Source organism: Candidatus Megaera polyxenophila, from assembly GCF_029982035.1.
In the GTDB taxonomy this organism is placed as follows: domain Bacteria; phylum Pseudomonadota; class Alphaproteobacteria; order Rickettsiales; family Rickettsiaceae; genus Megaera; species Megaera polyxenophila.
Map to the genome: position 1 here is coordinate 33,648 of NZ_CP104168.1, position 13,476 is coordinate 47,123.

General features: G+C 34.0%; 8 protein-coding genes and 4 pseudogenes. 7 read left to right on the top strand and 5 right to left on the bottom strand.

Translation table 11 applies throughout. From position 1 onward, the window contains the following. Positions 1–199: 199 nt before the first annotated feature. The 3 genes and pseudogenes from tnpA (N3Z16_RS10480) to N3Z16_RS10490 all read right to left on the bottom strand — a co-directional run. Positions 200–529 (bottom strand): annotated as a pseudogene (gene tnpA, locus N3Z16_RS10480) (IS200/IS605 family transposase); the annotation flags it as partial. A gap of 170 nt (positions 530–699) precedes the next feature. Then, positions 700–861, bottom strand: coding sequence for a transposase (locus N3Z16_RS10485; protein ID WP_410519654.1), 162 nt, complete (start codon positions 859–861; stop codon positions 700–702). A 49-nt stretch (positions 862–910) separates the two neighbouring features. After that, a complete protein-coding gene (locus N3Z16_RS10490; protein WP_282487291.1) occupies positions 911–2,521 on the bottom strand; it encodes an FAD-binding oxidoreductase in 1,611 nt (536 codons plus the stop codon). Positions 2,522–5,869: 3,348 nt separating this feature from the next. On the opposite strand from N3Z16_RS10490, the gene tnpA (N3Z16_RS10515) reads away from it, so the two are divergent. The 3 genes and pseudogenes from tnpA (N3Z16_RS10515) to N3Z16_RS10525 form a co-directional block, all read left to right on the top strand. Next, positions 5,870–6,307 (top strand): IS200/IS605 family transposase, encoded by a 438-nt coding sequence (gene tnpA / locus N3Z16_RS10515; protein WP_282485546.1) that lies wholly within the window; start codon positions 5,870–5,872, stop codon positions 6,305–6,307. Between the two features lie 147 nt (positions 6,308–6,454). Next, entirely contained in the window at positions 6,455–7,627 is a 1,173-nt protein-coding gene (locus N3Z16_RS10520) for an MFS transporter (RefSeq protein ID WP_282487294.1), read from the top strand. Between the two features lie 99 nt (positions 7,628–7,726). Next, a pseudogene (locus N3Z16_RS10525) lies at positions 7,727–8,314 on the top strand (IS6 family transposase); the annotation flags it as partial. Between the two features lie 340 nt (positions 8,315–8,654). Here the strand turns inward: N3Z16_RS10525 and tnpA (N3Z16_RS10530) are convergent. Next, a complete protein-coding gene (gene tnpA / locus N3Z16_RS10530; protein ID WP_282487300.1) occupies positions 8,655–9,059 on the bottom strand; it encodes an IS200/IS605 family transposase in 405 nt (134 codons plus the stop codon). A 323-nt stretch (positions 9,060–9,382) separates the two neighbouring features. Between tnpA (N3Z16_RS10530) and N3Z16_RS10535 the strand changes: the two genes are divergently transcribed. From N3Z16_RS10535 to N3Z16_RS10550, 4 genes and pseudogenes are all read left to right on the top strand, one after another. Next, the gene (locus tag N3Z16_RS10535) at positions 9,383–9,637 is read left to right on the top strand and encodes a hypothetical protein (protein WP_282485543.1); all 255 of its coding nucleotides are present in this window, start codon (positions 9,383–9,385) and stop codon (positions 9,635–9,637) included. Between the two features lie 73 nt (positions 9,638–9,710). Beyond that, positions 9,711–10,837: pseudogene (locus N3Z16_RS10540) on the top strand (IS91 family transposase). 1,805 nt (positions 10,838–12,642) lie between these two features. Further along, complete coding sequence (locus N3Z16_RS10545) at positions 12,643–12,894, top strand: DnaA N-terminal domain-containing protein (RefSeq protein WP_282487301.1); 252 nt, start codon at positions 12,643–12,645, stop codon at positions 12,892–12,894. Continuing rightward, positions 12,885–13,001: pseudogene (locus N3Z16_RS10550) on the top strand (IS6 family transposase); the annotation flags it as partial. The gene N3Z16_RS10545 and the pseudogene N3Z16_RS10550, both read left to right, overlap by 10 nt. 36 nt (positions 13,002–13,037) lie before the next feature. Here N3Z16_RS10550 and tnpA (N3Z16_RS10555) read toward each other — a convergent pair. After that, entirely contained in the window at positions 13,038–13,475 is a 438-nt protein-coding gene (gene tnpA / locus N3Z16_RS10555) for an IS200/IS605 family transposase (RefSeq protein ID WP_282485546.1), read from the bottom strand. Position 13,476 lies beyond the last annotated feature (1 nt).

Consider the following 13,476-nt stretch of genomic DNA (forward strand, 5'->3'; position numbering starts at 1 on the left):
TTGTGCTAAGAACCCCATCATGCTACTATTCTTGAGCTGAATACAGAAAGTTATAGAATCAATGCTGCAAAAATTGCAAAAAATTATTCTCATAAATCAACAAAAACAGAGGAGAAAATAGATGTAAAATAATGTGATTTTTTTATGACCAAATTTCGGTAATTATAATTGTCGGCGACCGGTAATTATAGTTTTCGCTAGACAAAAACTCACTGCCCCATAGTTTTTTCTTTAAATACGGAAATTTTAAGAAAATTTCTCTAGCCGTTATACTCTTTATGATTTGCACTACTTTGCTTGGTCTATACATCGGTACTGATTGTACTAAAAAATGTACGTGATCTTCATCCACTCCTATCTCTAAAAAATTTATCTCATATCTTTGTTAGATTTCTAGACATATCACTTTTAGCCATTCCTCAACCTCTTCGTCTTCAAATATTTTCTTTCTAAATTTTGCAGGAGCAACTATGTGATATACTAAAACCGATACATTGTGACTTTTATGAATATACTGACTTTCTACAATATAGAAATATTAAGACTTTTCTAAAACGAAGCAAGCTTCAGGGAATTAAACCCGAGAGAGATTAACTTTTAAAGGTATGGTTACTTATTTAGGTGGGTCAATTTTAATTACAATTTTTGCTCTAGGTGGATCAATAGTTAGTTACAATTTACAACCCCATTCCTACTGTTCTACGTTTCTGCTCTGCCATATTTGCTATAGCCAAGATGCTCGTCTATTTCTGCTTGTAAAGCTCTTTCAAATAGATTTTTTGTCAGCTCCTTTAACATACCGTCTTTAGCAAAAAAACTTGATGACATTCTCCTCGCAGCAAGCTGCGAGGAGAATGTCATTCCAAATTTAGTGCTTGACACCTAAGACAGTATCAGAACCGATTAAAATTTAGTTGGGCCAATTATGTCTATTATCATACCTTCCAGGGGCTATTATATCTTTAGGATCAATAAATTGCTTTATTTTCTTCATAAAACCGTCATAAAAACACGAGGATGTAGGTATAGATTGCATCGACTGAATTCCTAATCTATTAGGATAATAACCATTATTTGACATAACCTCTAAAATTTGATCATGACATGCTTTTGCTTTAGCGTTCTCTTCGCTAATTTCTTGATCGTAAATAATACAAACGGTTATAGTAATCATTCTGTCACTTATACCAAGTAATGAAATATTAGGCTCAAATTCGTATAATTTAAGTATTTTTTTTATTTCTTCTATACAAAACAAAATATTTTGACTGGTAAAAGGAACGGCTATAGCAAGCCATAAAACGCCGCATTTATCTTCTACGGGAGTATAATTTTGTGGTATAGGTATTTTTTTTCTCCAATATAAGCTTTTAAAGGCAAAACTACTAGGAATGCCTTGTGCAAATTTTGTTTCACGTAAGTCATCTAACAATGAAAGATCTATACCTAACATGTATTCTATAGGCTTTCTAAATAGGCTAGTAATCTTAAATTTTAGGGATGAAGTACAAATAATTTCTTCTACATAAGGTTTAAGAGATTTTATTATTGTGGATACAATAAATTTATTGTGATTGCTGGATAAAGAGTGAATTGTAATTATTCCGTTCCACCGTCCTATTCTTCTTTTCTTTCTCCATTCTAAAATAAAAGATTCAAGATCAACATGATTATCTTTATGTTCCCAAGGGTATTGCTGAGACACGGTTAAAAATTTATAATCATTAAAAAAATCTACGCAATGGAATAAGTTATATATTCTTAATCTATGTAATAAATCAATCGAATTTTTAAGTTGTTCATTAGTTTCCATGGTAAATAATATGATGTCGCAATTTACAGCTTTAGGCGCCAACCACAAAGTCAATTTTACTACTATTCCAAAATTAGATTGGGTAAATAACCCAGTATAATCAGGTCCAACTCCGTATTTACTTATTCCTGAACATTTAGCATTAGCAAACCTACCGAAACCTATTTCCATGTACTCACCACTGGGTAATACAACACCTAAATTACATATACTTTCTGCTCTTTGAGGAATAGCTCCCCTAGTATCTCCTCTTTCAACGGCGTTGCCTATTATGCTAGTTTCTGGCAAACTCCCAGTAGGACTAAGAATAAAGTTAGAGTTTTTTGATTTTAGAAATTCTACTACTTGAATTTGCGTTACTCCCGATTCTATAGTAATATATCCAAGGCTCTCATTAAACTCTATAATTTGATTCATTTTTCCTAAATTAAGGATAAAACTATTGCTCTCTACAGGTACGGTGCCCCCTAATCCTATATTAAGTCCTGTACTCAAGGGATAAAGTTTAATGTTATATTGGTATGCAATATTAATGCATTGTTGCACTTGCTCTTTGCTATTAGGATATAATACTCCTTGTACTTTTTGATTAGTAGCAAATGTCGTGTTTTCAAATTTGTTACATTGCTCTCTAGATATTGTCACGTTATCTATACCTAACGCGTTAGTAAAATCCTGAATGGCATGTAAAACATTCTGTTGTGTCATATATTTAAATATTCTCTACAATTATGGAATAAAATAGCTTTGCGTACTAAGTGCGCTTTACCAAATTGTGTAGATTAAGCGTCTTTTTATCTACTTTTAAGACTTAACCTTTAATTATATAAAAATCAACCACTTTTATCTGGAAGATGAAAGTTTGAGGTTCTGTCGCATCTGTTGTCAACGAGTTTGGAATGTGTTATAATGGGAGAAATATCATAAATCATAATATGTACTTCTAATAATCTTAAGCTAATAATAGCATTTTAATACCGAAAGCGATAAATAATATGCCAGCTAATATTTGTAATAGCTTACTAAATCTCTCGACATAAACGAATATTGTTTTTGTAGAAGCTAAAAATGCTACGGTATAAAACCATAGGGTGCCTAATAGAACTATTTCAACCCAGTATAGTAATTGAGAAAACCAAGATGAGTTTGGCTCAATTATAAGTGACATTACGCTTATAAAAAAGGTAAAAGCAAAGGGATTCAAGAGTTCAAGTGTAAAGGCCTCTAAGAAGAAATTATTTTTTTTCTTAACTGTTCTTAGAGAATTTCTTATTTTAACTTCATCAAACGCATCGGCTAAAAAAATAGATTTTGCTCCTAAAAAAACTAAGAATAAAGCACAAAATATTTTTAGCACTTGAAGAAATATTGGATAAGCTTCTATCATGTCTAAACAAAGTAAGATACTACCAGCCTGTACAGCAATTCCTGTAACAATCCCTGCACAAGCTTGATAACTAGCATTTCGAGAGTGAATAATTCCATTTTGAATTATTAATGATAATGATGGGCCTGGAGTGATTATTCCTAGTAAGTAAGCAGCAGCTAGTTCTACAAACTGATATATCATATATATTCTGGTTCTTAAGTTCTAATGGGTTTCCACTATCATTTGTCCATGGGATATCCCAGAAAAAAGCAAATTTATTATGCATTATAATGCTTTCTTCTTTGCTTTGTAACTGTTTATAAAGGTTATTATTCTTTCTTGTACTCAAAGACTTAGATCTATATAAGCCCTATACTAACTCCAATGTTACCTAAATTATCTTTATCCTCTGTTTCAAAACCTGCGTCTTCTAATAAATCAAGAAAAACTTGTGTTTTTGAAACAGTAGCTTTAGGCTTAATTGGATCTAACTGCAAATCTAAATCATCTAAAATTAAGTTACCAACCCTATTTTCTATTATTTTTTCCTTTTTCTTATTCTTGTTTACTTTGTCCCTAATATTGAAAGTTCTATAAGGCAATGAAAACCTATCTTCTATATCAAAATTAAATTGATCTTCTGTAAATGTATCATCCTCAGATTCATCAGATGAATCTCCTGCCATATCAGAAGCAGGTATATACATAGGAACATTAACTAAAAATTTAACTACCTTTGTTTGAGAGAAAACAGTAATAGCTAAATGATTTACTTGCTCTATAAGAACAGAAACTGCATCATCATCTGTCTTACCAAAAGTATCATTATTGTTTTTAGACATATTATTACTCCCTATTTAAATATAATGAATACTAATTATTATCAAGTAGCTTAAAGTCAAGAAAATCCAATAGTTTAAAAGTATCAATTACTACCGGCTAAAGCCGGTAGTTTGGTCAACGCTTGCAAAGCGGATTAAAAGCGTAAACGCTAAAACTCCGATATTTTAAAATCATCTCTCTTATGATACATTTCTTGTTCCTCTATGTATTTTTGCACTTCATTTGAGTTCACATTACCAACCGTAACAACAAAATACCCCCTAGCCCAGAGATGTTGACCCCAGTAGCGTTTTCTCAGTAATTCAAATTCTTGCAGTAATTTCCGACTGCTTTTTCCCTTAATGTATTGTACTGCCTTTGATACGGAAATACTTGGGGGTATCGACAGTAGTAAATGCATGTGATCTGGACTCATGCTGCCACTTGCTATGTCTATGTAATTTGCCGCACATATTTCTCTAATAATTTCTCTAGTTCTATCAGCTACTTGTCCGGTTAGAACTCTGTATCTGTATTTCGTACAAAATACTACATGGTACTTCAGATCATATATACTGTGCGAACCTTTTCTATATTCCATAAGCTACATCTCCTCTTCTCTAGTAACTTATAATACTAAAGTGTTCGACTAAAGGCGAGGGTGTTAACCCTATCCCACTTAACTACATAAAATACTACATCAAAATAACAAAAAAGGTATTCTTTGAGCCAGAAGGAGAATTAATGCACAGTTATCTTGAAAAAGGTTAAATAGATAAGATATTTGCTTTGGTACAAGAGTTTAATAGTTTAAATAATCCTTCCATTAACAAAATTGAACTAGATACCATTGCTAATTTACTTATACAAATTGCCAAGTAATGACTCTAGGCTTTATCTAGACATAATCGTTACAAATGCCAAGTACAACAAAATATAAGCTATCCATTATAGAGACTATTTCGCTAATTTCTTATTTTAAGCCTGAGGGTAGGGAACGTGTAATAATGGCCATCTGATGTCTTTTGTTAAAAAGAATAAAGGAACTTATACTGGAAAATCTTAAACTCAGACAAACTATCAAGTCAGATAATGTCAGTGCTCACGCAGTTAGATTATTAGCCAAATAAAAGAAATCCCCGCCGCAAGCAGCTGGGTATTTTAGAAGAAAGCTAACTGGTGATCCTCATGCAGCTTCTTATATTCCTTGCCTTGATTTTTTACGTATTTTCCTATCATATTCTCATTTCCATGCTTACCTACTGTACTCGTAAAATATCCATCAGTCCAAAATTCTCCACCCCATAATTGTTTCTTTACATATGGGCATAGTCAGAATATTTGACGAGCCGTAACACTTTTAATTGTCGTTACTATTTTTGTTACGCTATAGGTTGGTACGGATTGTACTAAAAAATGCACATGATCCTCGTCAGTTCCTATTTCTAAAAATTTTATCTGATATCTCTTATCTATATCTAAACATACTTCTCGTAATACTTGGTCGACTGATACATCAAATACCACTCGGCGATATTTTGCCAGACATACCATGTGATACAGCAACACGGTCACATTGTGACTTTTATGTATATATTTGCTCATTCCTCCATATTACGCCGCAAGCGGCGGGGAATATACCCAAAAGAGATTGAATAGAATCCCATGGATCACTAGTTTAATCCCGTTAGGAGTTTGTATATGGCTTTTTCTTTCGAGTGCTTTTATATATTTATTTTTAAGTTTGTGATTAATTTTTACTGGTCTACCGGTTTATAGTCCCTTTGGTGGTGAAAACCTCCATCTTCCAGATGGAAAAGCTTTAGCTTGTCTAATGCGCCATGATGCGGTAGCATCATAAGTCTATGACTTACTATAACAAAAGATCACATTCAGTTTTTTATCATCGTTATCATATAGTATGGATAACGAAATATCGCTATAAGGTACTTACTTACGACATAAAAAAACGTGTTCGGGAACTAGTGTTACAGGTAGCTGAGGAAATGAGTATAAAGATAGAAAATGGCGTTGTATCAAGCGACCATGTCCATATATTTGCAAATATTCCTCCGCATATTAAAATTAGTGAATTTGTTCAGAAAGCTAAGGGAAGATCATCTAAAAGAATACAGGAAGAATTTCCGATACTAAAAAAGAAATACTGGGGTAGACATTTATGGGGCAGAGGATACTTCAGTTCAACTAGCGGTAATGTTACAGATGATATGATTAACGAATATATCAACAAACACACTGACGCTCATGAGACCGACTTTACTTCAAATATTAGGCTAGAATGAGCTTTAGCTTGATAAGCGACTTCTAGTCGCAAAGATCAAACTTTCATCTCTCAGATGAAAGTGGTTGATTTATGGCAACATAAGAACTTACGGTATTAACTAAATCACTTTATTCACTATCATTAAGTAAGATCGGTATTAACGAGTATGTCCGCTAAACAATTTATAACCATCCTAATTATCGAGATTTTATCAGGCATTGAAATTGATATACTAGTTCCGAGCTTTCCGGATTTGCGGCAAGCGTTTACGCTCTCTCCATTTATGGTTGAATTATTACTCGGCTTAAATTTTATGGCTCATTGCGTTACCACTTTTATAGTAGGCAATTTAGGCGATAAATACGGAAGAAGACCCGTTATTTTAGTGGGGCTGTTAATCTTTATAATCGGCAGTGGGATCTGTGTATGTGCGAATAGCTATGTAGGTTTATTATTCGGCAGATTATTACAGGGAGTAGGTATTTCAGGACCATCGGTATTGTGCTATTTATTGGTTTCGGATAGTGTTGCTCCTGAAAATCAACAAAAAATGTTAAGTATGATTAATGGCACTATTACTCTATCCATTGCTACTGCACCTATAATAGGTAGTTATATAAATTTATTTTTTCAGTGGCGTGGTAATTTTATAGCGCTTTTAGTTTTAAGTGTCATATGCTTAATATTGAGCCTTCTATTTATTCCTAAAACCAGTAGTTCTCATGTTTACTCATCTACTTCAAGTAAGTATTTAGATATTTTAAAATCTAAAAAAGCATGTTATTATATTTTAACTATATGTTTTTTAACTCAACCATACTGGGTATTCATAGGGATTGCACCTATCATTTATATTGAAGGATTCGGGGCTTCGCTTGAAGAATTCGGGATATATCAAGCGGTAATGTTAAGCGTTTTCGGTGTATTAAGTCTTGCTAGTAATTACTTATTGAATAAATTCAGCGCCAAGAACTGTCTTATATTTAGTTTAACTTGCTTGGTACTTTTTCTGCTTGTATCTATTGTGCTAATAATTAGTAATACCCGCAACGCTTTGATATTTAGTGCCGTCATGCAACTTTTTGCCATAGGTTCCGTATTTCCATTACACAAGTTATGGCCAGAGGCATTTGAAGTTATACCAGAAGCTAAAGCACATATATCTGCTTTAATTTTATCTACTAGATTAATTACCACTGCACTTGGTCTGCAAATTGCCGGTTATTTTTACCGCGGCAATGCTAGTTCTACTATTTTGGTTATGTGCTTTGGTCTACTATTATTTTTTATAGTCGGAGCTCAAGTTTTTAACAAAGATAAAAAATTGCTATTAAAATAGCTGATCGTGCTTGTATTGCTTTGGGGATAAAATGAGGTTCTGTCGCACGTGTTGCCAGCAAGCTTTAAATTAGATATACTGAGTTAAAAAATTATCAGAATACCCTTTCACATTTCCCCGAAACTACACAAATATTTCAAAGGATTTTGTTCTTCACCAGAGATAATAATGTTATTTGTTTATATGAAGTGTAGATTCTCTTTAAGCTATAGGGATTTAGAGGAAATAGCTGGTATAAGGGGTGCTACAATAGACCACGCTACGCTGCAAAGGTGGGTCATAAAGTTTGCGTCCTTAATAGACATGCGAGTGAGAAAATATAAGAAGCCTGTAGGTAATAGCTGGAGAATGGATGAGACTTATATTAAAGTAAATGGAAGTTGGGTTTATTTATACCGAGCAGTAGACTCACTTGGTAATACCATAGAGTTTTTACTAAGAAAGTATAGAGACGCAGAGGCTGCTAAAGCATTTTTTCGCAAAGCTTTCAAGAATAATGAGCATCCAAAGAAAGTAACAATTGATAAAAGCGGTAGCAATATATCCGCACTTAATAGCGCCAATAAAGTTTTGCCGGAAGACAAGCAAATAGAGGTGCGTCAAGTGCAATATCTCAACAATATTATAGAGCAGGATCATAGATTTATTAAGAAGCGAACTAAGCCAATGCTTGGCTTTAAAAGCTTTTGAGAATTTTAAAATGTTAATGGCGGCATAACGTCCACAATCTGAGTTTTACTTCAAAAACACATTCCTCAAATATAGATGCGACAGAGCCAGTGATCTCCTGAGGTACAAAACAAATTGCGACAATTAGCAGGGACACCCGGTACGACAAAAAGTGAATTACCTAAGGTCGATAATACTAACGTAAAAGCCGGTAATAATAATACCAACAAACTACATAAGCCAAAACTGAATCAAAACGAATCAGAAAAAAACTCAAAGCAATTGAATTGCATCAATTACTACCGGCTAAAGCCGGTAGTTTGGTCAACGCTTGCAAAGCGGATTAAAAGCGTAAACGCTAAAACTCCGATATTTTAAAATCATCTCTCTTATGATGCATTTCTTGTTCCTCTATGTATTTTTGCACTTCATTTGAGTTCACATTACCAACCGTAACAACAAAATACCCCCTAGCCCAGAGATGTTGACCCCAGTAGCGTTTTCTCAGTAATTCAAATTCTTGCAGTAATTTCCGACTGCTTTTTCCCTTAATGTATTGTACTGCCTTTGATACGGAAATACTTGGGGGTATCGACAGTAGTAAATGCATGTGATCTGGACTCATGCTGCCACTTGCTATGTCTATGTAATTTGCTGCACATATTTCTCTAATAATTTCTCTAGTTCTATCAGCTACTTGTCCGGTTAGAACTCTGTATCTGTATTTCGTACAAAATACTACATGGTACTTCAGATCATATATACTGTGGAACCTTTTCTATATTCCATAAGCTACATCTCCTCTTCTCTAGTAACTTATAATACTAAAGTGTTCGACTAAAGGCGAGGGTGTTAACCCTATCCCACTTAACTACATAAAAAGAATTGACTTTCTTTGATTCACAATTATCATCAGTAACACACATTAACAAAACAAGATAAGCCACCTATCGGTGGCAGCTTAAAAGAAGATACTCTTGACCGATAAATATTTATGGAGGATTATAATACTGGTATTTGATTTGTTTTAACTTGAGTTATAAAGACTGAATGTTAGACATACATAAGATAATATATAATTGAGTTATGAGTAACTTGCACTCTGAGCAGCATTTGGTCAATGAATTAGCGGTAAAAACTCTTAAGGCCATTTCTAAAGAGCAAGCAATTCCTTACAGCAGGATCAAAAAGATTTTTTCCGAAGGAGATAAGGAAATAGCCAAGGCTTTCTGGATAATGTTGCGAAAAATATCTCCCAATCATAAGTATAATTCTGTTTACTATTGCCCTGATTGTAAAGAATTTGATTTAGAACGCAAAGGAAGAAAGATTCCTTGGTAAGAAAACATTAACTATAAGTAATTTATGGAAATAGTCGGTAAAGGAATATCTATAAAACATATTTTTCTAGACCGTGGTAATTGGTCTCGATTTCGCTAAAAAATACGGCAAGCTAAGATACGGCATTATTTTCAACGTCACTAAAGTTATATCGTGTGGAACGAAATATTTAGGATTTAAACGTTATAGCTGCCGTGATTGTAACCGCAATAAATCGGTAGCATTCAGCTGTAAAGGTAGGTTTTGTTCTCGTTGTGGTAAGAAACAAACGGATCAATGGGTGAGTAAGGCTAGCAATGTTCTACCAAAAACACGATGGCAGCACATTACATTTACAATGCCGGACTCTTTATGGCCGATATTTTGGCTCAATCGTGATCTGTTTGGATTGATTTCCGGTATTGCAGCAGGAATTATTAAGGAGATAGCAAAGAAAAATCTTGTGGTTGGTATATTTACTGCCTTACACACTTTCGGTAGAGATTTAAAACGCAATGTTCATATCCATTTATCGGTTACTTGCGGCGGTATAAATAGCAAAGGCAAGTGGCAAAAATTATTTTTTCCTGCCGAACCTATTAAAAAAATGTGGAGACATAGAGTCCTTGAGTTATTTCGCTTTCAATATATCTCAAGTAATTTGAAGTTGCCGTCCGCATATCAAAATGCTGAGAATTTTAATAACTGGATGAGTAGTTTATACGAAATCAGTTGGTATGTTTATTTACAAAAACCATCGGATGATCATAAACGCAACATAGAATATTTAGGGCGGTATATAAAACGCCCCCTATTTCCGAGACAAGAATAGAAAATTACGACGGAAAGCAGGTAACGTTTAAATTTCTTGATCACTATAATAATACAATTGATCGCATAACTATGCCCGTGATGCAGTTCATAGCTAGTCTGATTATGCATATACCAGATCGTTATTTTCGAATGATTAGGTATTACGGTTTTTTATCTAATAGAACTAGGGGCGTACAATTACCTATCGTATATAAGGCAATTAATCAAATCGTTCATAAGAAAACTAAGCTCATTAGTTGGAGATTAATGATTTGGTTGAATTTTAAAATAGATCCTCTGTTTTGCTATAATTGCAATAAATGTATGAATCTGCGGCAAGTTTATTACGGTTTATCTCCGCCATTGTTATTAATAAGAATCAATGAATTATTATCAACGCCTAGATAACATCATTATGGCGAACACTTCTTTCACGTCTTAGCCACATAATTTGTAAAACTGAACCTATTTTTAGATAGATTCTGGCAGAGATTTTTATAAAAGTGTTGATAATTTCTAATATTGTGGCTTGTAACTACATTTTATTAAACGAATTTTCAAAGTTTTGATTAACAATTTTTCTGGTTACAAATTTTGAAATTCCTATACTAGAACATAAGAAAAACAGCATATGTAGAACACACATACCGATTACTAAGAAAGCTTATTATTTAAAATCCCCCGATCGCAAATAAAAACTTTCGCACATTAACCCGATGTATCGAGTGATACGTCAACCGTTTATTTTTATTTAACTAACAAAAACAAACGTAGTTGTTAGAATAGTAGAGTATTTCTTACTAGTCAACCCCTTTTGTTTATTTTTGTTAAGTGAATAGTTTAAAATGAATTTAACAAAACAAACATAAATGTCTAATGTAGCATTAAGAACAGAGCAGGAAGCTCAAATTAACCAAGACCAGCTATGCAAACTTTACTCCTTTAAGGAAGAGAAAGCCCGTTATCGTAAGAGTTATATTAACTGGGATAAGATAAAGAGAGCTAACAGGAAAGCTATCCGTGAAAAAGCTAAGCACTTAAGTAAGGATGCAAAAGATATTCTAGCGCCCGTTATACAAAAACTAAAAAAAGGCGAGCGTGTCATCCTTAATCATAAGTATATTTCTACAATTACCTTTTGTAAAAGAGGGCAAAATTGTAATATCATAAAGCAATTAGAATCTGTCCTAGATATTACCTACCATAATTCTATTACTGTTGACGGCAAAACATATCGCCATAGTTACGAATTTGCGTATTACAAAGACGAAATAGTATCTAAAGAAGATAATTCTACCGCTCAAGTTATTAAGCGAGACGAATCCTCAAAACCTAGCAATCAAGCGAGTTTTGATACATCTATAGAAAATAAAGATATTGAATATATTAGATCTAACGTGCATGCGCACGAATCTACTCTTTCACAAAATACTCAAGAAATCAAACAAGAGGAAAATACAGAACCTCAAATAGTAGAACTTCCAAAAGAACCTGTGAAATCTACTAAGCTAAAAACTAGACCTGCTAACGAGCGGAAAAAACCTACTAACTCCGAGCGTAAAGCAAGAATTTACCGGTTTAACCAGTACAAAGAGCCTCAAGACCTAAAGCACCATTACCCACTAACTAAGGAGGACGGCGATAAGTTGCAAAGCCTGTCAGGGCGAGACTTTAGGCTAAATGCGATGAATGAGATACTCCTAAATATGTCAAAACGACTGGATAACAGGTTTTGCTCGAAAGCTCAATTTATGGCGTATTTCGGCACATGTCTAAAATACGAGAAGCGGGATGCCATTAAGACGGGTAACGATAACTTCCGCATAAAAGCAAACATCACTCCAATAAATCAAAGGGAAATAGACAAAACAAAGCAGCTAGAACAATATTTAGCCGAAGTGGAACAAATGGCGATTACCCATGTTTGCCCTGAGAACCAGCTAAAAGCAAGGATTTCCAATGTTCTTGAGTCTCTAAAAGCTTATGTACTACTGTCAAACATTAAGGATTTTGTGGTATTAGGCGGTATCGTAAAAATTTACTTAAGAGCCGACTGCCAATTAAACGAGTTTGAAACTGGTTTAGTTTTAAATCAGGTTAAGTCTATCTATTCTAGCGGAGAGGTAAACATAGAAAGCGTGGAGTATGTAGTAGAAAATACTTGTCGGCAAGTAAACGGCTATGACGAGGTGCGGACAAAAGGAACTCCCGTCATGCCGACATTACAACAAGGCATTTGGGGAGATATCAGTAGGAAGCTGAGAGAAATATACGGCATTCATATTTACAATAACTGGTTTAGTAAGCTAGTTCCTATCATTGATGAGCAGGCTAAAACTATTGAGCTACAAGCTCCTAACTCTTTTGTTAAGCAATGGATAGAGACTAATTACGGGGATATAATTCAGGAAATAGGAGAGACACTGGGATTAAAGTTTGTAGAAATAATCAATGGTTCTCCTTAAGCTATAGGGATTTAGAGGAAATGGCTAGTATAAGAGGTGCTACAATAGACCACGCTACGCTGCAAAGGTGGGTAATCAACCACTTTCATCTGAGAGATGAAAGTTTGATCTTTGCGACTAGAAGTCGCTTATCAAGCTAAAGCTCATTCTAGCCTAATATTTGAAGTAAAGTCGGTCTCATGAGCGTCAGTGTGTTTGTTGATATATTCGTTAATCATATCATCTGTAACATTACCGCTAGTTGAACTGAAGTATCCTCTGCCCCATAAATGTCTACCCCAGTATTTCTTTTTTAGTATCGGAAATTCTTCCTGTATTCTTTTAGATGATCTTCCCTTAGCTTTCTGAACAAATTCACTAATTTTAATATGCGGAGGAATATTTGCAAATATATGGACATGGTCGCTTGATACAACGCCATTTTCTATCTTTATACTCATTTCCTCAGCTACCTGTAACACTAGTTCCCGAACACGTTTTTTTATGTCGTAAGTAAGTACCTTATAGCGATATTTCGTTATCCATACTATATGATAACGATGATAAAAAACTGAATGTGATCTTTTGTTATAGTAAGTCATA